Source organism: Anaerospora sp. (assembly GCF_032013335.1).
GTDB lineage: Bacteria > Bacillota > Negativicutes > Sporomusales > DSM-15969 > Anaerospora.
The window spans coordinates 77,049-99,287 of record NZ_DALZUO010000004.1; the positions used below are offsets into that span (position 1 = coordinate 77,049).

A 22,239-nucleotide genomic window follows, 5' to 3' on the forward strand; every position below is an offset into this window, starting at 1 on the left:
ACCTCAAATAATGACATCACCCGGTTTGAGTCCATACCCGCGAGCATATTCCCCCCCGGTCATGCGGCGTTTATTAGCTGGCTGCACTTCCAGCAACAGCACATTCTGATTGCTGGTTTGAACGACTATTGCATCATTCGTCACTGCCTCAATTCTGCCAGGCAGCACATCTTCGCCCATAGTGTTCCCTATTTCTGTCTTCCATACTTTAAGAATATTATTGTTGTGAAGACAGTACGCTCCCGGCCAGGGATTCAGGCCTCTGACCAAATTGTGAATCGCTGTTGCTGATTGACACCAGCTTATTTTTTCATGTTCCCGCTTTAACAACGATGCATAGGTAGCAATCGTGTTATCCTGCGGTGTGCGAGGTGCTCGCTTCTGCGCGATAAGCTCAAGTGTTTCCGATAATACTTGAGCGCCTAACAGCATTAACCGGTCATGCACTTCACCAGTTGTATCATTAACACCGATTGGTATTTGGGCCTTAAGAATACTGTCGCCTGTGTCCATCCCAACATCCATATACATGGTGGTTATGCCAGTGGTTACCTCGCCATTAATAATTGCCCAGTGAATAGGCGCCGCACCCCGATAGTACGGCAAGAGCGAAGCATGCACATTAATACAGCCTAATGAGGGTAACTCAAGCAGTTGTTTCGGTAGAAACTGACCAAAAGCAACGACGACAATAACGTCAGGCGCCAGCGCAGCCATTTTCTCCATAAAATCAGCTTCTTTAATCTTTACAGGCTGCAACACCGGAAGGTTATACGCCAGAGCAGCAACCTTAACAGGAGAGACCGCCAGCTTTTGCCCACGACCTTTAGGCCGGTCAGGCTGCGTAACAACCGCCAGGATCTCATGCCCGTCTTCAACTAGTCTGTCTAAGCAGGGAACAGCAAAATCAGGCGTGCCCATGTATACGATGCGAAGCTTTGTCATTCTCCCTGCCCCTTATAAATCGTAGTAGCCTTTTCAATAAACAATACGCCTTCCAAATGGTCAATTTCGTGCTGCAAGGCACGAGCCAGCAGCCCTGATCCGGAAACGCGGATTTTTCTTCCCGACCGGTCAAGACCTTCTACAGTCACCTTTGCAAAGCGTTCTACTTCGCCATAGACCCCAGGAACACTCAGGCATCCTTCACGTCCGTTTTCACAGCCCTCTGACTCGGTAATAGCCGGGTTAATCAGTTCAATTAGACCATCGCCAACATCAATTACGATTACACGTAATGAAACACCAACCTGCGGTGCAGCTAAGCCAACGCCATCTGCTGCGTGCATTGTCTGAACCATATCATCTAATAATTGTCTGATACGCTTATCTATTCTGGTAACCGGAGTAGCAGTTGCTTTTAATACTTTATCTCCAGCCTTTACAATTTCACGGACTGCCATTATGGCCCCCCTTTATTTTTCTCATTTAGTCATCATTCTAGCATATATTAGGTAAAATATAAATCCTCTTGTCTTTTATATTAGTACTAACTAATCATATTTTATCATGCCCATGTTATAAGAGACTAACCGGGTCAACATCGATTAGCAAATCGGGACGGTAATGCAATCGTGCCTGACTTATTTTTTCTTTGACATGTTCCAGACTTTTTCCCTTTACCAATATATTCATGCGATACACATCTTTGACTCTAGCTACAGCTGCAGGAGCCGGCCCCAGTATTTTTACATCACTGCACGGCTCTGTCAACTCTTTGAGGCTAGCAACAATCTCATTACTTTGCATTAGTGCCTGCTGCTCGTTAGCTGCTAAAACAGTTAACTTCATGAGCTCCGCAAAAGGCGGATATTGCAATTGTGAGCGATAAATAATCTCTTGCTCGTAAAAAGAACAGTAGTCCTGAGCAGCTGCCGTAGTTACAGCGTAATGGTCCGGGTTATACGTCTGGACCACAACATGACCGGGTAAATTTCCCCGCCCTGCCCGGCCAGCCGCCTGCGTGAGTAATGCAAAGGTCCGCTCTGCGGAGCGAAAATCCGGTAAGTTTAAGGCGCTATCTGCTGCCAGAATCCCCACTGCAGTAACATTTTTTACATCATGGCCTTTCGCTACCATTTGTGTTCCCAGTAATATATCATATTTGCCAGCGGCAAATTCGTGCATAATACGGTCACTATCAAGCTTTCCACCGGTTGTATCCTGATCCATACGGACAATCCTCGCCTGAGGAAAATTCTTGTTTAATTCTTCCTCCACTTTTTGCGTGCCTGTTCCAAAATACCGTATATAGCGGCTCTGGCAAACCGGGCATACATCGGGTATTGCCTCTAACGCCTGGCAGTAGTGGCACCGCAGCGTTTTTTCCGAAGCATGATAAACAAGTGACACCGAACAATGGCGGCATTTGAGTACCAACCCACATTCCCGGCATAATACGAAAGTGGCATATCCACGGCGATTGAGTACAATGACTGCCTGTTCCCCTCGCTTGAGCGTGTCGGTCAGCAGATCGACCAGCGACTCGGATAATACGCTCCTTCTGCCCAGAGCCAATTCTTCCCGCATATCAACCGTAGTTACCTTTGGTAATAGAGCGTCATCTACACGCGAAGGCATAGACAGCAATTGGTGATTCCCTGATAAAGCCAGATAATAGCTTTCCAGCGACGGAGTTGCGCTTCCCAATATGACGGGTGCACCTGACAGCTTTCCACGATAGAGCGCTACCTGGCGGGTGTGATAACGCGGCGTTTCTTCTTGCTTATAAGTAAATTCATGCTCTTCATCCATGACAATCAACCCTAAGTTTTGTACCGGCGCAAAAATAGCCGACCTGGCGCCGATAACAATTCCGGCCTGATTACTCTTTAATCGCTGAAAGGCATCAAAACGCTCCCCGACTGACAATTTACTGTGTATGACCACCACATCATCACCAAAGCGTGCCTTAAAACGGGTTACAATCTGATTAGTAAGCGCAATCTCCGGAACAAGTACAATTGCCTGCCGCCCCAAACAGCGGACCGCTGCAACCGCTTCCAGATACACCTGCGTCTTGCCGCTGCCGGTAATTCCGTGGACAAGAAACGATTTGTGCTGCTTCGCTTCCACTGCAGGCAAAATAGCCTCAAGTGCTGACTGCTGCTCGCCGGTAAGTTGTACATCAGAGGCAACACAGCGTATATCTGCATAGCTATCCCGCAAAAGCTGCCGCTCTTTCATGACAGCTGCTCCGGTATCGACAAGTCTCTTTACCGTATCGGCATTAACACCATCAGCTTTCAGCACAGCTAACGGCAAGCTTTGTTTGGCTAGAAGCAGGTCCAGCAAACGCTTTTGGGCAGGGCGGTTCGCCAGGGAATTCCGTACCTGCTGCGCCTCGTCAGCACTTATCGCTAGTTCCACATAGCGCATAAACTTTGCATGATTGGTATTTCTTGTTACCGACTCTATCGTAATCAGGCCAGAACGAACAAGCGAGCGAATCACACGTTTGATACCGTCACCGAATTTTTTTTCCAGCTGAGTCAAACTATGCTGCCCCTCATTAAGCAGAAAATGATACAGCTGCCCGTAAATCACCGGTTTGGCCGTAAGCAGCTTGATAACGTCCTGTTCACCGCACTCCTCGTTTGCGCGAAAAGCTGAGTTACTCTTTATCCCCGCCTTTCCTGGAATAAACAAGCGTAAAGCCTCAGCTAACGTGCATAAGTAATAGTCACATATCCATTGTGCAGTTTTAAGCATATGTTCATCAAACCATGGTCCATCATCCAGTGTATCTAATAATGGTTTTAACCCAGATGTATCCCCGGAATTCATCCCGGTAATAAATCCCTCTACCTTGCGTCCTCCAAAAGGAACAACCACCCGCCAGCCAATATTGACATAGTCCAGCTCGCTGGGTATAGAATAAGAAAAAGCCTTATTTACTGTGCGCACAGGAATATTTACAATGACTTGCGCAATTTCGTTCATATAATGTCTCCTGACAATAAGAGAGAGGGACTTTACAGTCCCTCTTCCGGTTCATGTACCTAAATTATTTCGAGATAGAATAGAAAACACCTGCTAGGGCACAACGCCCTATCCTTGAATTGAGTAACCCAGTGTTTGCAGCGTTTCTTCGATGTAACCGTCCGCAACTACCTCTGAATTGTACTCAATTGTAACCTTTTTCGATGTAAGATCCACATCGACACCGGAAACTCCATCAAGATGCGATAGCGTATGCTCGATTCGATCCCGACAATGTTCACCCTTGAGCCCACCTACACGATAGGTCGATTTTTTTTGCACAGTAATACTAACCCCCTTGGTTAATTTCATGGGCAATATTAGTATTACCAGGGACTGAAATTCTCACTCGCAAATTATAAACCTGCTTCTTGACGCAGAATTTGGGCTTTATCAGTTGCTTCCCACGGTAAATCAACATCCGTGCGGCCAAAATGACCGTAGGCAGCGGTTTGACGGTATATAGGACGACGTAAGTCAAGTGACTTAATAATACCGGCAGGACGCAGATCGAAATGTTTATCTACTAATTGGGCAATTTTACTTTCCTCAACCTTGGCTGTGCCAAATGTTTCAACAAAAATAGATACCGGACGGGCAACACCAATTGCATAAGCTAATTGAATTTCACATTTATCAGCTAACCCGGCAGCTACCACATTCTTTGCGACGTAACGGGCAGCATAGGCAGCCGAACGATCCACTTTTGTAGGATCTTTGCCCGAGAAAGCGCCACCACCATGACGGGCCATCCCGCCATACGTATCTACTATGATCTTGCGCCCGGTTAATCCTGAGTCACCCTGCGGACCGCCAACTACGAAACGGCCGGTAGGATTAATATAATATTTTGTTTTATCGTCAAGCAGCTCTGCCGGCACTACAGGAGTAATGACTGCAGATAGAAGATCTTGTTCAATTGTTTTCAAATCGACGTCCGGGCTGTGCTGGGTTGAAATAACAATAGTATCAACGCGTGAAGGTTTGCCATCAATATACTCGACAGTAACCTGTGTCTTGCCGTCAGGACGCAGATAATCCAATTGTCCGTTTTTCCGAACTTCTGATAACCGTCTTGCCAATTTATGTGCTAATGAAATTGGTAAAGGCATATATTCAGGAGTTTCATTGGTAGCATAGCCGAACATCATGCCCTGATCGCCGGCGCCAATAGCTTCAACTTCATCCGACTGACCTTGTTTGGCTTCTAACGCTTGATTAACCCCCATGGCAATATCTGGAGATTGTTCGTCAATCGATATTAACACGCCGCAGGTTTCACTATCAAAACCAAACTTAGCACGTGTGTAGCCAATATTTTTAATCGTTTCCCTGACAATTTTGGGAATATCTACATAGCATTTTGTTGTAATCTCACCAACTACATGAACGATACCAGTTGTCACTAATGTTTCACAAGCTATCCGTGCAGCAGGATCCTGAGCAATAATTGCATCAAGAACACTGTCCGAAATTTGATCAGCTATTTTATCAGGATGCCCTTCCGTTACGGATTCAGATGTAAACAGCACTCGTTTTTTATCCACCTTACAACCTCCTAAAGAGTATTATTTTAAGACCTCGACATATTTCGAGTTAGGTGAAGTCTATATTATCATATTCAAAAGCTGTAAATGTTGAATAAGATAAAAAAAAACTCCCACAGGGGAGGGTGACGCGCACTCCCCATCTTGCAGAATAAATCTGCCGGAATTGGCACCGTTTTCGCATAAATGTCGAATGGTTGCCGCGGTTTCATTGGGCCTGTCCCTCCACCAACTCTCGATGAGCATTTATATAGTTTTCACCAAAGCAATTGTAAAATAAAAGAGGTGAAAAAGCAAGAAATTTCTACATTAATCCACAAATTTTGTCTAATATAATACCGGCAAGTTTGGTTTTTTCCATTTTGGGCAGATCTTCTATTCGCCCATCACGATAAAGCAGCTTAACAATATTCGTATCCGTATTGAAGCCAGCATCAGGCAGCATCACATTATTGGCAACAATCATATCCGCATTCTTACGGTTGAGTTTCTCGGTAGCATAGGTAACCAACTGCTCCGTCTCTGCTGCAAAGCCAATTAATATTTGCTTCGTTTTTAGTCTGCCCAATTCAGCGAGTATATCCGGATTTTTTTCTAAGAGAATCGTCAACGTTTCATCATTCTTTTTGATTTTATGCTCCGCCTGTGCGACGCTGCGATAATCGGCAACAGCTGCCGCCTTAATGACAATATCGGCATCAGGATATTCAGCCAAAACAGCATTGCGCATCTCCTGCGCCGATTCAACGTTTACAACAGCAACGCCCTGAGGTGCAGGTAAGTTTGTAGGTCCTGACACCAGTAAAACTGCAGCACCTCTCTCAGCAGCAGCTGCTGCAAGAGCATAGCCCATTTTACCGCTTGACCGATTGCCAATATACCGAACCGGATCAAGCGGCTCACGAGTGCCACCAGCAGTAATCAGAACTTTTTTTCCTGCCAAAGAACAGCTCTGCTTTGTAAGATTCTCTACATACTCAACGATTCTACTCGGTTCAGCCAAGCGGCCAGGTCCCTCGACACCACATGCCAACATACCAGTGCCCGGTTCAATAAAATGATATCCCAGCGATGCCAGCTTTGCGATATTTTGCTGTGTAATGGGGTTAAGATACATATTGGTATTCATAGCCGGCGCCAATATGACTGGCGCTTTAGTAGCCATAACAGTAGTACTTAACATATCATCGGCAATGCCATTTGCAATTTTACCAATTATATTAGCTGTGGCAGGTGCAATTAAAAACAAATCAGCTAAAGTTGCTAATGCAATGTGCTCAACATTCCAGGTTTTTGGCTCTTCCCACATTTTCACAGCTACCGGATTCGCACTCAGTTCACGAAAGGTTAGCGGTGTAACAAATTTCGTTGCACCTTCTGTCATGATAACATGAACAGAAGCTCCGGCTTTCTTAAGGCGGCTGACGATCTCAACCGCCTTATATGCTGCAATACCACCGGTTACACCAAGAACGATATTTTTGCCTAGCAGCATTCTTCCACCTACTTAATACCTGTCTTGGTACGCTCAAAAGTAACTTTATTTTGCGAAATTTCTTCCAAGGCAAGAGTAACAGGTTTATTCGATTTGCTTTCAGCCGCTGCCGGTTCTCCGCTCATAATTTCTCTGGCTCTCTTGGCAGCAAGTGTAACCAGCGTATATTTACTGTCTACTTTACTTACTAAACTATCTAAGGATGGATGTATCATCGTAGTCCCACCTCTATTCTTCTAATCTGCATTTGTCATGGCATATATGTTCAATTAATGCATTGTTTCGCTTTACCTTACACCGTTCAGCTGAAATGATAGCCGCAATTTGCTTTACTGCGTCCTCCACCTTATCATTCACTACGATATAATCGTAGTTATGAGCCAGCAATAATTCCTTGCTGACACAGTTGAGACGCTTGCGGATGACTTCAGGGCTATCCGTCCCACGCTTATAAATTCGTTGTGAGAGTTCATTGAGAGACGGAGGTACTATGTAAATAAAAACTCCTGCGGAAAACTTCGTTTTAACTTGCATAGCTCCCTGTATATCAATCTCTAATACAACATCTTTGCCTTGGGCCAGCAATTGCATAACATGCTGCTGAGGCGTACCGTAATAGTTGCCGTACACTTCAGCAAACTCCAGCAAATCATCCTTTTGTATCATCGTTTGAAATTCTGCATGAGACAAAAAGAAATAATTAGTGCCATGTTGTTCACCTGGGCGTGGTGCCCTTGTAGTTGCAGAGATGGAATAATGCAAATCAGGATAACTACGCAGCAATTCACGGCAAATTGTCCCTTTGCCGGTGCCGGACGGCCCTGACAGGACAATGAGAATTCCTTGCGGCGTCATAAAGTGGCTCCTTTCCGTATGCTATTCGGCCGTATCATCACTGCTAGTCTCTTTACTAGCCAGGCGATGAGCTACCGTCTCAGGCTGGACAGCAGAAAGTATAACATGATCACTATCTGCAATTATAACCGCACGGGTACGGCGGCCGTAAGTGGCATCAATTAACATACCCCTGTCACGGGCTTCTTGAATAATTCGTTTAATAGGTGCCGATTCAGGGCTGACAATGGAAATAATCCGGTTTGCTGACACAATATTACCAAAACCGATATTGATTAGTTTAATATCCATTCACAATTCCTCCTACAATTTACTTCGCATGAAACCATTCTATATTACTCTATGTTTTGGATTTGCTCTCTGACCTTCTCAATTTCACTTTTAATTTCAACAACAATTCCGGCAACAACCAAATCATTTGCTTTAGAGCCGATCGTATTCGTTTCCCGGTTAATTTCCTGAATAATAAAATCTAATTTGCGGCCAACTGCCTCACCGGACAGCAAGGCGGCACTCAATTGAGCCATGTGGCTTTTAAAACGAACAATTTCTTCTGTAAAATTCGTTCTATCTGCAAAAATTGCTGTTTCCTGCAGTAAGCGCCCCTCGTCCGGTTCTACTCCAACCGATACAACAAGTTCACGCATTCTTGCAGAAAGCTTATTCCGGTACTCTTCTAAAATTTCCGGCGCCCTGACTTCAATCTGCTCTATTAGGCCGGTCAGTTTTTCTACACGTGATAATAAATCCGTCTGGATCGCTTTTCCTTCGGCCATTCGCATGCCTAGCAGGTTGGTAATCGCCTGATCAATTGCCTCATTTAATTTTGACCAAATTAATTCTACATCCTCGGCAACTTCCTCTACCTTCAGCACATCCGGATATTTAGCAATGTGATAAACATTGTTATTCAGCGGCGTATTGAGTAAACTGCCTAATTCTTCTAATGCACTATGGTACGCCATTGCTAATTCTTTGTCAACCCTAACTATCCGCCTCTTTTGAGAATAGTCATCTAAAGTAATATATACATCAATCCGCCCTCTTGCCAACGAACCGGCAACAGCCCGGCGTATTCTGTCCTCAAGGCTGCCTAAATGTTTGGGCATCCGAATGACAATTTCATTATACCGATGATTAACAGCCTTGACCTCAACGATAACTCGTTGGTTGGCATCGAGGAATTCTCCCCTGCCAAATCCAGTCATGCTTTTCAGCATTAAGAGCACCATCCTTTGCGTAAGTATTATTGACTGCAAAAATTATATTTAATCCTGATTTTTCAAATTTACTTCTCCTTTCTTCTGATAATTCCTTTTTTCTCCTTAAAATAAAAGACTCGGCAATCGCCAAGTCTTTTTCTAGCGGCTATTTAATTTTAGCTAAATCAAAGTAAAAGGAGTGGTTCTGCTTTTCACCCGTTATCACCTTGAGCATAACCGGCTTATTCGGATCAATATCCCGTTCAAAAAAATAGAGATAGCATCTAGTCATATACAGGGGCTTATTGCTGTTTCCGGCTGCAGAAATACGCTCAGCCGCAGCACTGTTTAAATCCCGGGCAAAAATATCTTTATTCCCCTGCTTAATAACAGCAGAAATTTTGTCAGCGAATTGTGGGGTATCGCCATAAAGAGTTACACTAAAACTCAAATATCCGGCATAGTCAGACAGTATTTTCTCACTGTCCCCTACTTTTACCGGTTTCTTTGCCTGACTTTTCTCTCTTGCATCAACAGCAATGAGTAAATACGGTGTATACAAATACGCTTTTTCTGCTGAATCAGTAATTTTAGCAGCTTTCTCTTCATACGCCGTCCAAGGGGCGAGAAATTCAGCCACATCCATTTGATTGTGTGCCGTGCCATAAGTTTGTGCGTCTTTTATTACAGCTTCATTAATCGGTGTTACCGCATACACCGGAAAGGTGCAAACAATTAGCAGCAGGACTATGACCGTACTGATTTTCATCCCAAAACTCCTCTATAACTGCGAAATATTTTCTTTTAAGCTTACACTCGACCTAAGTAACTGCCACGAAAAACTTCAATAGCTGGACCGGACATATAGATATGGTTATCGTCCCGCCACTCTACAAACAAGTCCCCTCCGTCCAGGTTTACCGTTATAGCACGGTCTGTTTTTCCGTTGAGCACAGACGCTACAAGTGTCGCACTTGCACCGGTTCCGCAGGCCAATGTAACACCGGCACCACGCTCCCAGACACGCATACGCACCTTATTGGAGCTGAGCACCTGAACAAACTCTACGTTAGTTTTGCGGGGGAATAGGGAATGTGTTTCAATTACGGGGCCAATAGCTGATAAATCAACAGCAGTAATATCTTCTACAAAAATAACACAATGAGGATTACCCATAGAGACACAAGTAATACCGTAAGTACCCCCTGCAGCCTCTAACGGAATATTTACCGCCTGTAAATCATCTGAGCCTGCCATTGGTATTTCGCTTCGCTGTAAGCGAGGCACGCCCATGTCAACACAGATTGTTTTAATTTGTCCAGTTTCGAAAACAATTTCCGGTTTAATATAGCCAGCCAAAGTTTCGAGAGTCAGGCTGGTTTTTTCAGTTAACCCATTTTCATAAACATAGCGGGCAATACATCGTGTAGCATTGCCGCACATTTCTGCCTCACTGCCATCAGAATTAAAAATCCGTATTTTAAAATCTGCATCAGCAGTTGCAGCAGGCAGCAAAATAACCAATCCATCTGCGCCAATACCAAAATGCCGATCACAAACAGCAATAGCTGCCTGCCTGTAATCATTCAGCTTCTCCTGAAAGCCATTAACAATTACGAAGTCGTTGCCTTGCCCATGCCACTTAGAAAACTGCATTCAAATTCCTCCTGTACAATCACTTCTTACTTATTGTACCCTATTGCAGTGCGGCGTACAACGGAACGACGTCGAAATACGAAATGTTTTACTGCTCCAAGAATAAAAGTCCACCCTGAAACAGTCAGAACCAGGGCCCAGTCATGTAAAGACATTGGTACGGTTTCAAAAACACCACTCAAAAACGGAGTATATACAACCGCTATTTGCATTAAAGTAGAGCAAGTTACGGCAGCAACTAAAAATTTATTACTAAACAAACCAACCTCAAAAATGGTCATCATCTCCGAACGGCAGTCAAAGACATGGAACATCTGAGAAAATACCAGTGTGCAGAAGGCCATTGTCCTTGCCAGTGCAATATCATTCTGGACGTAATAACCAAAGGCAAAAACAGCAACTGTCGAAAGGCCAATTTGGGTCCCCCGGGCAATGATCTTACGGCTGAGACCGCGGGAAAAAACACTTTCACCTGGATGTCTCGGCGGACGATTCATAATATCACGTTCACGGGGATCGATACCTAAGGCCATTGCCGGCAGTCCGTCAGTAACGAGATTAACCCATAGTATTTGTACCGGAATCAGCGGTAGGGGCATTCCGGCTAATGCCGCAATAAACATCGTCAGGACTTCACCAATATTGCAGGCAAGTAAATACCGGATAAACTTGCGGATATTCTCGTATATACCCCTGCCTTCTTCAACAGCAGCAACAATGGTAGCAAAGTTATCATCCATTAAAATCATTGAGGAGGCTTCTTTTGTCACATCTGTGCCTGTAATTCCCATGGAAACGCCAATATCGGCCTCTTTAATTGCCGGAGCATCATTAACACCATCACCAGTCATGGCCACTATATGCCCATTGCGCTTAAGCGCCCGGACGATCCGTAATTTATGAGCTGGCGAAACCCGGGCATAGACGGTAACGTCATTAACAATCTTTGCCAGCTGACTGTCGTCTAGCGCATCCAGCTCTTTTCCTGTCAAGGCCTTTGTGCTGTCGTCCTTGTAAATGGTAAGCTCTTTGGCAATAGCAATAGCGGTATTCTTATGATCTCCGGTAATCATTACCGCTTTAATTCCAGCTTGTCGGCAGGTCATAATTGCTTCTTTTACCTCTTCACGCGGTGGATCGATCATACCAATCAGTCCTGCAAATACAAGCTCGCGTTCCGCCTCTTCACTAATATTGGCAGCTTCCGTTTTGGCGATGCGCCGATATGCAACAGCCAGTACGCGCAAGGCCTGAGAAGTCATTGTATCACTTGCAGCTGCAATTGCGGCTGCTCCATCGGGAGTAAGCGGAACTTCCCCTTTACTGGTATATTGATAACGGCATAATTCCAGAATAGTATCAGGTGCACCCTTCGTATACAGAATATTGCCATCAGTGCCATGATAGAGAATAGACATTCTCCGCCGTTCCGATTCAAACGGTATTTCGGTAACACGGGTTTCATTTTTTTCCAAATCGGCCTTCCAAATACCTGCCTTGGCAGCAACTACAACCAATGCTCCCTCTGTTGGATCTCCTTCAACAGACAGTCCGCTGGTATTGCCTGTATTACCTGTCAGGCGGCGCCATATCCCTGTAATACTCACATTATTTTGCTTTAGAACGCTGTTGTTGCATAGGGCAGCAATTGTTAACGATTTTTCTAAACATTTATCTTTTTTGCTGTCAAACTCTTTCTGATTCAAAAGAAACTGTCCCTTTATTTCGTATCCTGCTCCAGTAACTGCAAACATGGAATTCCCTGCATAAATATTGCGAACAGTCATAGCATTTTGCGTCAGTGTGCCTGTTTTATCCGAACAAATCACTGTAGTGCAGCCGAGTGTTTCGACGGCAGGTAATTTGCGGACAATCGCATTGCGTTTAATCATTCTCTGGACACCAAGAGCCAGCGCTACTGTAACAATTGCAGGCAAGCCTTCCGGAATAGCGGCTACCGCTAAGCTGATACCGGCCATAAGCATAAGTAATATAGGCTCACCTTTTAACAGTCCCGTTATGACTACAACTAAACAAATTCCTAAGCATCCCCAAACCAATAGCCGTCCTAACTGCTCCAAACGGCGCTGCAGGGGGGTTTCTTCCGGTTCACTGGACTGAATCATTTTAGCAATATGTCCTACTTCTGTAGCCATGCCTGTAGCACACACCACTGCCAGCCCGCGCCCACGCGTGACACTGGTACCTGAAAAAACCATATTCTTACGGTCGCCGAGCGGGCTGTCTTCCTGAAACTGCTTGTCTGACTCCTTACGAACCGGCAAAGATTCTCCGGTAAGCGCTGCTTCCTCAATTTCTAAGCTATGCGTATTCACCAGCCGTCCATCTGCAGCCAATTTGTCACCGGCTTCAAGTGATAATATATCTCCAGGTACTAATTCACGGGCCGGAATATGCTGCACGGTACCGTTACGAACTACCCGTGCGGTAGGAGCAGCCATCTTTTTCAGGGCTTCCATTGATTGCTCAGCCCGATGTTCCTGAATAAACCCTAATACCGCATTAATCATGACAATTGCCAGAATGGTAACGGCATCTACATATTCGCCTAAAAAAGCGGAAATGAGTGTTGCACCAAGCAATACCAATACCATAAAATCCTGGAACTGGGCCAGGAACCGCCTCCACCAAGCCAGTTTTTCCTGTTCTGCCAGCTCGTTGAAACCGAACTTGTCGAGCCTTACTGCTGCTTCTTTATTACTTAATCCTTCACTTGGATGAGTCTCCCAAAAGACTAATGCATCATCTGCCGATCGGGCATACCATTTTTCCATATTCACGCCAAGCACCTCACTAACTTGAGTTTCTCTATCCATGTTATTCCAAATCACGGATAATTAGACCAAGTACAGCACGACTCAAATCCGGAGTGACTGATGCTCTTGACGGCAAATTGGTACAGTTTGACCGTAAGCTGGCAAGAATGATATACTATTGGCAAATTATGTCGGAGGATTATTATGAGTCTTGATGGGTTATCACTCTCTATCCTGATACAGGAATTGCACCATCAGCTAATTGGTGGCCGTATAGATAAAATTTTTCAGCCTGATAAAAATACATTACTCTTATGGATACGCCAGCCACAGGAAACATGCAAGCTTTTTATATCAGTCGCAGCCGAAAACCCGCGCATCTATATGACAAAAGATGTACCGGATAATCCTGCAGTACCACCTGCTTTTTGTATGCTGCTCCGGAAACATCTGGAAAGCGGCCGCATCGGACAAATGACGCAGCAGGGACTTGACCGGATTATTATCATTGACATTGATGTCCGGGCCGAGCAAGGCACGATTACCACTAAGCAGCTCATCATAGAATTAATGGGCAAGCATAGTAATATCATCTTCGTTCACAACGATATTATTTTGGATTCAATCAAACGAGTGAACATCTATATGAGCCGCCAACGGCAAGTCCTACCGGGACGTCCTTATCTTTTACCGCCTGGTCAGGAACGGCTGAACTTATTTGACATATCTGCCGGCGAGGTGGTCTCACAGCTCGTAACGCAGCATCAGAATACAGTCCTTACCAAAGCATTAATTTACACCGTAAACGGCATGGGCCCCGTTTCTGCAAAAGAGATCGTCTGGCGCGCCGGGCTGCCGGAGAAACTCCTCGTCAATGCACTTGACGAGGCTGATAAGCAATCGTTAATTCAAACCATCGCAGAGTTCACTGCTGTCCTTAAGTCGGCTGCTGCCGAGCCTACCGTGGCGATTAGCGAGCAGAGTGAATTACTTGCCATTGCCGCGTTTCCCCTGGAACACGTAAAGAACGCCAAGCAAGTACCGTTTTCTTCTATGAGTTCAGCCGTAGAATATACGGAGGCACTAAAGGGGCCAAGAAAGCGTCCTGCTAAAGAAGCCTTACATAAACTGCTGTTAGCTGAGCTGAGCCGCTTACAGCGCAAAAAAGGTCTGTTAGAGGCTGAATTAACAGAAGCCCTTCAAGCCGATTCATACCGGCTTTTTGCAGATACCCTCATGATTTATTTGCATGATATTCCAAATCAAGCCACGCAGGTTACGTTGCCTGACCTTTTTAATGACAATAATGAAAAACAAATACTCATTCCTTTAGATCCCCTGCTCTCACCACTTGTTAATGCTCAAACCTATTATACAAAATACAATAAGTTGCAGCGGCGCCAACAAATGACGCAGCAGCAGCTCCAGCAATGCATGCAAGAGCTAACCTATTTGGAAAGTGTATTATTTACGCTGGAGGCTGCTGATAGTCCCAATGACCTTGAAGAGATTAAGCAAGAGCTAGTCACTTCCGGCTATCTGCAATTGAAAGTAAAGCCGCGCAAACAGGCAGCTCAACCATCTTTTAAACCCCGCCAGCTAGTAATTGACGGCATCACTATTCTCATTGGCCGAAACAATCGCCAAAATGACTGGGTTACCTTCAAGCAGGCACGCCCCGATGATGTCTGGCTTCACACTAAAGATATCCCTGGCTCTCATGTGATCATTCGCTTAAGTGAACCAGAGATTCCGGAAAAAGTGTTGCATATTGCAGCTCAATGTGCCGCTTGGTTTAGTAAGGCACGAACCTCATCATCTGTTCCAGTTGACTATACCAGAAGACGTAATGTTAAAAAGCCGTCTGGCGCACAGCCGGGATTCGTCACCTATGAGCATCAGCGTACACTGCATATAACACCTGACAAAAGCTTGTTTGAATCATTAATAGAAACGGAATAAAAATACATAGCCCGGTTAATCCTAATAAGAAAAACGAGCCCTCCTTACCTGGAGGGCTCGTTCCTTATTTCTCGGTTTTATTTTGATGCAGCTCAGCATGGCTCTGTCGAATGATTTCCAGTGTTTTCTCGAGATTGCATTCTAAATGCTTAAATACATCACTGGCGTAACTAACAGCATCTTGTTTTAATTCTTCAGATGTTTGACGCGAATAATTCATGATTTCCTGAGCCTGTTCCTGCGCTTGCTTAGTAATCACATTTTCATCTGTTAATTTGATAATATAGCCTTTTGCTTGTTCAACAATCTCTTGTGCACTTTTTTGTGCTTCATCCAAAATCCGCTGCCTTTCAGTAACAATTCGTCCAGCCTCCATAAGTTCTAAAGGCAGCGACTCATGGAGTGCATCAATTAAGCGTAACAGATCATCTTCTTCAATGACTCTCCTGTTTGTAAAAGGAACACGGGAAGCATTTAACAGCAATGTTTCCATTTCTTCTAAAATATCATTAGTTTTCATAAATTCCTCTCCCATCGTATTCTAAACCTCACGTAAGCGAGCAAAAAGTTTCTGTTCTACACAGGGAGGTACAAAACCGCTAACCGATCCACCAAACTTAGCCAGTTCTTTTATGCCACTTGAACTAACAAAAGAATACTCACTATTTGTCATCATAAATACGGTTTCAATAACCGGATCGATCTTTTTAATTAACAGCGCTCGCTGAAATTCATATTCAAAGTCGCTGAGTGCTCGCAGCCCTCTGACAATAATCGTACTTTTCTGCTGGTGAACATATTCATTAACAAGTCCTGAAAAAGAGTCTACCCGTATATTAGGGATATGGGCTGTAGCCATTTCCAGCATTTCAACCCGTTCTTTCATATCAAACAACGGTTTTTTATTCGGATTGTGAAAAACAGCTACGATTAGCTGATCAAACATTTTACTTGATCTTTCAAAAATATCTACATGCCCTTTTGTGACGGGATCAAAACTGCCTGGACACACTGCAACACGCACTTTCGACAACCTCCTGCTACTCCTGTTTTTTCGTAATAAAGCTGACCATCGTTTCACCGTAGCGCTCACTACGTTTGATGCTTATATTCTTCCAAGGATAATCAATTGATTCATGACGGGAATGCTCCAATACCATAATTCCCGTACTGTGTAATAATGCCGGTCTATCAATTATGCCGAGTACTTGTCCTACATATCCTTGATTATAAGGAGGATCACAAAAAATAAGATCAAAACTCTGGCCTTGCTGAGTTAATTTATCCATAGCCCTTATTACATCGGCCCGATAAATATCACACTTACCAAGCAAATTGGTGTGAGCAGCATTTTCTTTAATAATAACGGTACTGGTATTATCAATAAAGATAGCTTTACTCGCACCTCTGCTCAGCGCCTCCAGCCCCAAATTACCGGTGCCGGCGAACAGATCCAGCACTGCCGCATCAAGTACCCGCGTACCTAATATATTAAAAATAGATCCTTTGACTTTGTCTGCTGTCGGTCTTGTATTGAGACCCCGGGGAGCCTTTAACTGTAAGCCCTTAGCGCTGCCTGTAATAATTCGCATATGTATACCTCAATTATTATACATTATTTTGACGATTTTGGTTAGAAAAAAATAGAATTTGCCGCATCTATTCCTACAAAAAGCTCAACTTTCCTTTCGCATACTAACCTGAAGCACAGGATTTTATGCCGGAGGAGTCGAATGTATAAGTAGTTTAAAATGAGGTGCCAAATAATGAAACGTACTTTTGTTTACCTTATACTCATTACTGTTTTGACTAGTGTGGCAGTAAGCCTAAATCTTTACTTTGGCACTATTATATCCGGATACCCTGTATATCCTACACGATTACTGTCTAAGAGTAAAGTTTTACTAATCCCCCTCGACAGCCGCCCTCCCTGTATCCAATACGTGGAGCAGCTTGCCCGCATGGCACAAATCGAGATAATTTTACCACCGATTGAGCTGTTAGACAATTATAATCAGCCGGCTCAGCAAAAAGCACTCCGTGACTGGCTGTTACGTGCAATTCCACAAGCGGACGCTGCGATTATCTCGACAGACATGCTGATTCACGGCGGATTATTAGCATCTAGAAATGTACATGGAACGTCTCAAGATATTGAGGAAACACTGAATTTATTACAACGTATACACGCGGAGCAGCCCCATATTAAGCTGTATGGCTTTTCTATTATTCCCCGGCTGTTATTAGCCGATAGTCACAATAATGGTAATTTGCAAAAATTAGTAACAAAATACTCTGTGCTAAAAGATCAGGTCAGCTTATTTGAAAATCCCCTTGACTTTAAATTACTAACTGACTTGGAAAAAAAGATTCCTGCCGATATACGGGAGAATTATCTTGCTTTGTATCAGCAAAACACCCAAGTAAACATTAAGCTGCTTGAGCTTGCAGAGGCGGGTGTTTTTACCGGATTAGTCCTGGGGCAAGACGACGGCCTGCCTTTTGGACTGCCCAATGTGGAAAAACAACGGCTTGTTCACTATGTCGAGCAAAAGGAACATCTGGCTGAAAAAGTCTCTATTACCAGAGGAACCGATGAGGTTGCATTAACGATACTAGGCCGTCATGTTAATTCACTGTACCAATATAATCCACGCATTTATGTGCAGTACTCACAGCCTGCAGTGCCCGAAATGGTTATGCCCTACATGCCCCACACCATCCGTCGAACGGTTCAGGAAAAAATTGCCCTCATAGGGGGTGTGGAAGCAGCAAGTCCGCAAGATGCCGATTTCGTGCTTTATGTTCATGCAGGCAGCCGCCAAACGTCGTATAGTACATTAACCGCACAGGCACAAAACATCACAAATTTGATTGAACAAGGTTATAAAATTGCGCTTGTTGACTTATCCGAAAACTACTATGCAAACGAAACACTGCTGCCCCATTTAATCCAGGCAAATACGGATCTTACCAAGCTTGCTGCATATGCAGGCTGGAATACAACAAGCAATTCCATCGGTACCGCCGTTACGCAAGGGGCTTTGTTTACGGGAGCATTAGCGCGCATTGAAGAAACGAACTGGCTTAGTCTATATGCGACCCAGCTTACATTTTTAAGTGAACGTTTTGTCGATGACTGGTATTACCAAAAAGATGTTCAAAGTGTTGTCAACACTACTTTGCGCGATATGCATGCCGACCCATACAATCTTGGTAAATATCACGTCAAAACCAGTGACTTAATTGATCGTTTGTTAAATGACCGGGCACAGCATTTCTTTCGCCAAAATCTTGCGTACCGCCCTATTGTCTTTCTCTCAGCGCAAGGCAGGCAGGATTATCGGTTAACCGGACTGCATATTAAAACGCAGCTGCCCTGGGATCGCACCTTTGAAATTAAACTTGAGCCAGAATTATCTATCGTACAAATCAAAAATTAAAAGTGACAATCAAGTGGAAGCTTGATTGTCACTTTTTTAAAATCCTTTTATTACCCTGCGGGCCCCTAAATAGTTTGCCTGATAATAATCTGAATTTAATGGCGTAATAATCACTTTCCCGGCCGCTGAGCTGGCATGAATGAATGCATTCTCACCTATATAAAGCCCCACATGCGACGGCCCTGGCATGTAAGTACTGAAATAAACTAAGTCGCCTTCCTGCAATTCAGTACGCTTAACAGGGATCCCTACCTCATACTGCTCATCTGCCATGCGCGGCAGTTCAAGATGAAAGTAGTGAAAAAGGTAATATATATAACCGGAGCAATCAAAGCCACCGGGCGAGCTCCCACCCCAGGCATAAGGAGTGTTACGCAGCTGTCTCGCAAGAGCCGTAATCTGTTTAGCAATACGATTAGGTGCCTGATCACGGCTAGGCTGTATCGCCATTTCCCGTAATATTGTCATTGTCTGCAGACCTGCAACCCCATCAGGAACAAGTTGATGATCGATTTGAAAGCTGATGAGCGCCTGTCGCGTCCCCTCGCCGAAATCACCATCGATATTTCCCGTATAATAACCGTGTTCACCGAGCATAGTTTGCAGCTGCATAACCAAAGCATTGCTCATACCATATTTTAGAACAGTCATATCGGCAGGAAAAGCATTTGCAACTTTAGGCAGTGGTGACAACGGCAAAAAAACTGTTACTGAAAGCAGACAAAGCACCACTATGACACGTTTAAAAAGTGTACCCATACCATCCCCCCAATATTTGGAATTTATTAGTTCTGAAAGCCTACGTTCGCCATCTATTTTCTTTTTCCTTGTTCTTTTCTCTAAAAAATACGAGTTTTTTTGATGGTTGACAATAATTACTTCTATGTGTATACTTTTTAATGTAGCAACGGGGCGTAGCTCAGTTTGGTAGAGCGCACGGTTCGGGACCGTGAGGCCGCAGGTTCGAATCCTGTCGCCCCGACCAAAAAAACAAGCACACTATTCAGCGAATAGTGTGCTTGTTTTTTTGTTATTCTTCTTCTGCTTTATCTTTTTTAGCACCTGCAATAATTTGCTCTGCCATACGCTGGGGAACTTCTTCATAATGAGAAAAACTCATATCAAATGATCCTCTTCCCTGTGTGATTGAGCGTAAATTCATTGCATAAGTGAACAATTCCGACATTGGCGCCTGCGCCCGAACAACACCAAGCCCTTTGCCGATAGGCTCCATCCCCTGAATTTTTCCTCTTTTACCATTCAAATCGCCAATAACATCACCCATATGCCCTTCTGGAACCAACACCTCTACGTTGCAAATGGGTTCGAGCAATGCCGGTTTTGCCTGCATGACTCCTTTTTTCAGCGCCATAGCACTTGCTACTTTGAAGGCCATTTCCGATGAATCTACGGCATGATAAGAGCCGTCACAAAGTGTTACTTTCACATCTACCATTGGATATCCTGCCAGAATTCCTCCGATAAGCGCATCACGTACCCCTTTTTCTACTGCAGGAATATATTGGCGCGGTACGGAACCGCCAAAAATGGAATCTACAAATTCAAAATTCCCTCCTGGCGCCAAGGGATCAAGCTGCAGCCAAACATGGCCATACTGACCATGACCACCGCTTTGCTTTTTGTGCTTGCCTTCCACTTTTACGCTGCCGCGAATCGTTTCGCGGTACGGCACCTTGGGATGGCTAAGCTTAACGTCCACCCCAAACTTGCGTTTCATGCGCTCTGCCATAATATCAAGATGCAGTTCCCCCATACCGTAAACCAGCAATTGATGCGTTTCGGTATTTTTCAGCATCCGGAAGGTATGATCTTCATCCATCAAACGATGGAGTGCATTACCGATTTTATCCTCATCGCCTTTATTTTTGGCTTCCAATGCCATTGTAAACATTGGCTTGGGAAAAGAGATGGGATCGAATAAAATGGGTTTATCTTTATCACTTAAGGTATCACCGGTACCGGTCTCCTGCATTTTGGCAACAACAACAATATCGCCTGCATAAGCGATACTCATCGGTTCCTGCTGTTTACCGCGCAGTGTATAGATATTGCCGATTCTTTCTGCCTTTTCTTTTGTAGCATTAAAAATCACACTATCTGGTTTTAATTGTCCCGAGAATACCCTCAGATAACTTAAGCGGCCAACAAAAGGATCGGCTGTTGTTTTAAATACCAAAGCTGAAAAAGGATCTGTTCCTTTTCTTTCACTTGCTGCCTTTGTTTGCGGATGAATACCAGGAAGTACTCGGTTTTCCGGTGACGGAAGAAAATCAACAACAGCATCTAATGCCGCGCTAATTCCAATATTTTTATAAGCCGAACCGCATAATACAGGGAACAAGGATGCCTGGCCGATACCTTTAACTAAGCCAAGCCGGACCTCCTCTTCGCTTAGTTCTTCTCCGTCCAGATATTTGGCTAGCAGATCATCATCCGACTCTGCGGCAGCTTCTACCAATGCCTGGCGGGCAGCCTGCGCCTTTTGCAGCAAATCCTGAGGAATCTCCATCGGCGTTGGAGCATAAGCCTTCATACTAATAAGATCAATAATTCCTTTGAATGTTTGTTCACTGCCGATCGGCAGCTGCAGCGGCACTATACCTGTGCCAAATCTGCTTCTTAAACTTTCAACAACACCATCAAAATCAGCATTTTCTCTATCCATTTTATTAATGAAGGCAATACGCGGCAAATTAAGTTCCTCCGCATATTGCCATACTTTTTCAGTTTCAACTTCAATCCCCGCGGCGGCACAAAGTGTGATAAGCACATTATCTGCAGCACGAAGAGCGCCTTTGACTTCAGCAACAAAATCGGAATAACCAGGAGTATCCAGCAAATTAATCTTATGCCCTTTCCATTCACAAAGAGCAAGAGCAGTACTGATTGTTACTTTGCGTTTGATCTCTTCAGGTTCAAAGTCGGTTGTTGAAGTTCCATCATCCACCTTTCCCAATCGATTGACGGCACCGGAATTAAACAGTAATGCTTCTGTGAGTGAGGTCTTACCAGCTCCACCATGGGATACAATAGATACATTTCTGATCTTCTCGCATTTAAATTCTTTCATAGCGAATCCCTCCTGGTTTGTCTATTCTCTACTACACTATTACTGCTAACAAGAAACTTATTTTTCCATTTTCTCTGCCAATAGCAAATTTTCCTTCTTTTCAGTTAATTTTAAAAAAGAAATAACCGCCCTCTTAGGCGGTTATTATACCCACTTTAACAATTTTTACAAAATAGTCGCATCAGTTTTCGTAACGGTGTGGGAACAGAAAGTACATACCATTTCAATTT

The 22,239-nt window shown here is 44.2% G+C and carries 20 protein-coding genes, 1 tRNA gene and 1 riboswitch; of the genes, 3 read left to right on the forward strand and 18 right to left on the reverse strand.

Going from position 1 to position 22,239, the window contains the following annotated elements; genetic code table 11:
* Positions 1-3 precede the first annotated feature (3 nt).
* The 13 genes from fmt to RTR76_RS05270 all read right to left on the reverse strand — a co-directional run bounded on the left by fmt (position 4) and on the right by RTR76_RS05270 (position 13,573).
* A complete protein-coding gene (gene fmt / locus RTR76_RS05210) occupies positions 4-945 on the reverse strand; it encodes a methionyl-tRNA formyltransferase (RefSeq protein WP_312517459.1) in 942 nt (313 codons plus the stop codon).
* A complete protein-coding gene (gene def, locus RTR76_RS05215) occupies positions 942-1,403 on the reverse strand; it encodes a peptide deformylase (RefSeq protein ID WP_312517461.1) in 462 nt (153 codons plus the stop codon). The genes fmt and def overlap by 4 nt, the downstream gene beginning before the upstream one ends.
* Before the next feature lie 115 nt (positions 1,404-1,518).
* Entirely contained in the window at positions 1,519-3,942 is a 2,424-nt protein-coding gene (gene priA, locus RTR76_RS05220; RefSeq protein ID WP_312517463.1) for a primosomal protein N', read from the reverse strand.
* 108 nt (positions 3,943-4,050) lie between these two features.
* Positions 4,051-4,263: a heavy metal-associated domain-containing protein gene (locus RTR76_RS05225; protein ID WP_312517466.1), complete on the reverse strand. Its 213-nt coding sequence runs from the start codon at positions 4,261-4,263 to the stop codon at positions 4,051-4,053.
* Between the two features lie 74 nt (positions 4,264-4,337).
* On the reverse strand, positions 4,338-5,528 hold the full coding sequence (gene metK / locus RTR76_RS05230) for a methionine adenosyltransferase (RefSeq protein WP_312517469.1): 1,191 nt from the start codon (positions 5,526-5,528) through the stop codon (positions 4,338-4,340).
* Between the two features lie 136 nt (positions 5,529-5,664).
* A riboswitch (SAM riboswitch) is annotated at positions 5,665-5,773 on the reverse strand.
* Positions 5,774-5,832: 59 nt separating this feature from the next.
* Positions 5,833-7,023 (reverse strand): bifunctional phosphopantothenoylcysteine decarboxylase/phosphopantothenate--cysteine ligase CoaBC, encoded by a 1,191-nt coding sequence (gene coaBC / locus RTR76_RS05235; protein WP_312517472.1) that lies wholly within the window; start codon positions 7,021-7,023, stop codon positions 5,833-5,835.
* 8 nt (positions 7,024-7,031) lie between these two features.
* A complete protein-coding gene (gene rpoZ / locus RTR76_RS05240; protein WP_312517475.1) occupies positions 7,032-7,238 on the reverse strand; it encodes a DNA-directed RNA polymerase subunit omega in 207 nt (68 codons plus the stop codon).
* Between the two features lie 13 nt (positions 7,239-7,251).
* Positions 7,252-7,878: a guanylate kinase gene (gmk, locus tag RTR76_RS05245; RefSeq protein ID WP_312517478.1), complete on the reverse strand. Its 627-nt coding sequence runs from the start codon at positions 7,876-7,878 to the stop codon at positions 7,252-7,254.
* A 21-nt stretch (positions 7,879-7,899) separates the two neighbouring features.
* The gene (remA, locus tag RTR76_RS05250; protein WP_132073928.1) at positions 7,900-8,169 is read right to left on the reverse strand and encodes an extracellular matrix/biofilm regulator RemA; all 270 of its coding nucleotides are present in this window, start codon (positions 8,167-8,169) and stop codon (positions 7,900-7,902) included.
* Positions 8,170-8,213: 44 nt separating this feature from the next.
* Complete coding sequence (locus RTR76_RS05255) at positions 8,214-9,098, reverse strand: YicC/YloC family endoribonuclease (RefSeq protein ID WP_312517480.1); 885 nt, start codon at positions 9,096-9,098, stop codon at positions 8,214-8,216.
* Positions 9,099-9,246: 148 nt separating this feature from the next.
* Positions 9,247-9,849, reverse strand: a complete 603-nt coding sequence (locus RTR76_RS05260; RefSeq protein WP_312517482.1) for a hypothetical protein — start codon at positions 9,847-9,849, stop codon at positions 9,247-9,249.
* A gap of 41 nt (positions 9,850-9,890) precedes the next feature.
* Positions 9,891-10,736, reverse strand: coding sequence for a diaminopimelate epimerase (gene dapF / locus RTR76_RS05265; protein WP_312517484.1), 846 nt, complete (start codon positions 10,734-10,736; stop codon positions 9,891-9,893).
* Between the two features lie 26 nt (positions 10,737-10,762).
* Positions 10,763-13,573 (reverse strand): calcium-transporting P-type ATPase, PMR1-type, encoded by a 2,811-nt coding sequence (locus tag RTR76_RS05270; protein ID WP_312517487.1) that lies wholly within the window; start codon positions 13,571-13,573, stop codon positions 10,763-10,765.
* A 144-nt stretch (positions 13,574-13,717) separates the two neighbouring features.
* Between RTR76_RS05270 and RTR76_RS05275 the strand changes: the two genes are divergently transcribed.
* Positions 13,718-15,475, forward strand: a complete 1,758-nt coding sequence (locus RTR76_RS05275) for an NFACT RNA binding domain-containing protein (protein ID WP_312517490.1) — start codon at positions 13,718-13,720, stop codon at positions 15,473-15,475.
* A 64-nt stretch (positions 15,476-15,539) separates the two neighbouring features.
* On the opposite strand, the gene RTR76_RS05280 is transcribed toward RTR76_RS05275, so the two are convergent.
* The 3 genes from RTR76_RS05280 to rsmD are packed head-to-tail and all read right to left on the reverse strand — an operon-like array spanning position 15,540 to position 17,067.
* Positions 15,540-15,995 (reverse strand): ATPase, encoded by a 456-nt coding sequence (locus tag RTR76_RS05280; RefSeq protein ID WP_312517493.1) that lies wholly within the window; start codon positions 15,993-15,995, stop codon positions 15,540-15,542.
* Between the two features lie 21 nt (positions 15,996-16,016).
* Entirely contained in the window at positions 16,017-16,499 is a 483-nt protein-coding gene (gene coaD, locus RTR76_RS05285) for a pantetheine-phosphate adenylyltransferase (RefSeq protein WP_312517495.1), read from the reverse strand.
* Between the two features lie 16 nt (positions 16,500-16,515).
* Complete coding sequence (gene rsmD, locus RTR76_RS05290) at positions 16,516-17,067, reverse strand: 16S rRNA (guanine(966)-N(2))-methyltransferase RsmD (RefSeq protein ID WP_312517497.1); 552 nt, start codon at positions 17,065-17,067, stop codon at positions 16,516-16,518.
* A gap of 174 nt (positions 17,068-17,241) precedes the next feature.
* Here rsmD and RTR76_RS05295 point away from each other — a divergent pair, with 174 nt between their 5' ends.
* Complete coding sequence (locus RTR76_RS05295) at positions 17,242-18,918, forward strand: DUF4127 family protein (RefSeq protein WP_312517500.1); 1,677 nt, start codon at positions 17,242-17,244, stop codon at positions 18,916-18,918.
* A 36-nt stretch (positions 18,919-18,954) separates the two neighbouring features.
* Here the strand turns inward: RTR76_RS05295 and RTR76_RS05300 are convergent, their stop codons facing one another.
* Positions 18,955-19,677, reverse strand: coding sequence for an NlpC/P60 family protein (locus RTR76_RS05300; protein WP_312517503.1), 723 nt, complete (start codon positions 19,675-19,677; stop codon positions 18,955-18,957).
* A 149-nt stretch (positions 19,678-19,826) separates the two neighbouring features.
* Between RTR76_RS05300 and RTR76_RS05305 the strand changes: the two genes are divergently transcribed.
* Positions 19,827-19,903, forward strand: a tRNA-Pro gene (locus RTR76_RS05305).
* A 45-nt stretch (positions 19,904-19,948) separates the two neighbouring features.
* Here the strand turns inward: RTR76_RS05305 and fusA are convergent.
* Positions 19,949-22,009, reverse strand: coding sequence for an elongation factor G (gene fusA, locus RTR76_RS05310; RefSeq protein WP_312517505.1), 2,061 nt, complete (start codon positions 22,007-22,009; stop codon positions 19,949-19,951).
* Between the last annotated feature and the right edge of the window lie 230 nt (positions 22,010-22,239).

Excerpts from the sequence above, each read along its gene's own strand:
- RTR76_RS05300 (WP_312517503.1), bottom strand. The coding sequence starts at position 19,677 with ATGGGTACACTTTTTAAACGTGTCATAGTGGTGCTTTGTCTGCTTTCA.
- rpoZ (WP_312517475.1), bottom strand. The coding sequence starts at position 7,238 with ATGATACATCCATCCTTAGATAGTTTAGTAAGTAAAGTAGACAGTAAA.
- priA (WP_312517463.1), bottom strand. The coding sequence starts at position 3,942 with ATGAACGAAATTGCGCAAGTCATTGTAAATATTCCTGTGCGCACAGTA.
- RTR76_RS05275 (WP_312517490.1), top strand. The coding sequence starts at position 13,718 with ATGAGTCTTGATGGGTTATCACTCTCTATCCTGATACAGGAATTGCAC.
- dapF (WP_312517484.1), bottom strand. The coding sequence starts at position 10,736 with ATGCAGTTTTCTAAGTGGCATGGGCAAGGCAACGACTTCGTAATTGTT.
- RTR76_RS05260 (WP_312517482.1), bottom strand. The coding sequence starts at position 9,849 with ATGAAAATCAGTACGGTCATAGTCCTGCTGCTAATTGTTTGCACCTTT.
- RTR76_RS05295 (WP_312517500.1), top strand. The coding sequence starts at position 17,242 with ATGAAACGTACTTTTGTTTACCTTATACTCATTACTGTTTTGACTAGT.
- RTR76_RS05255 (WP_312517480.1), bottom strand. The coding sequence starts at position 9,098 with ATGCTGAAAAGCATGACTGGATTTGGCAGGGGAGAATTCCTCGATGCC.
- def (WP_312517461.1), bottom strand. The coding sequence starts at position 1,403 with ATGGCAGTCCGTGAAATTGTAAAGGCTGGAGATAAAGTATTAAAAGCA.
- RTR76_RS05280 (WP_312517493.1), bottom strand. The coding sequence starts at position 15,995 with ATGAAAACTAATGATATTTTAGAAGAAATGGAAACATTGCTGTTAAAT.
- coaBC (WP_312517472.1), bottom strand. The coding sequence starts at position 7,023 with ATGCTGCTAGGCAAAAATATCGTTCTTGGTGTAACCGGTGGTATTGCA.
- rsmD (WP_312517497.1), bottom strand. The coding sequence starts at position 17,067 with ATGCGAATTATTACAGGCAGCGCTAAGGGCTTACAGTTAAAGGCTCCC.
- fmt (WP_312517459.1), bottom strand. The coding sequence starts at position 945 with ATGACAAAGCTTCGCATCGTATACATGGGCACGCCTGATTTTGCTGTT.
- gmk (WP_312517478.1), bottom strand. The coding sequence starts at position 7,878 with ATGACGCCGCAAGGAATTCTCATTGTCCTGTCAGGGCCGTCCGGCACC.
- RTR76_RS05270 (WP_312517487.1), bottom strand. The coding sequence starts at position 13,573 with ATGGATAGAGAAACTCAAGTTAGTGAGGTGCTTGGCGTGAATATGGAA.
- fusA (WP_312517505.1), bottom strand. The coding sequence starts at position 22,009 with ATGAAAGAATTTAAATGCGAGAAGATCAGAAATGTATCTATTGTATCC.
- remA (WP_132073928.1), bottom strand. The coding sequence starts at position 8,169 with ATGGATATTAAACTAATCAATATCGGTTTTGGTAATATTGTGTCAGCA.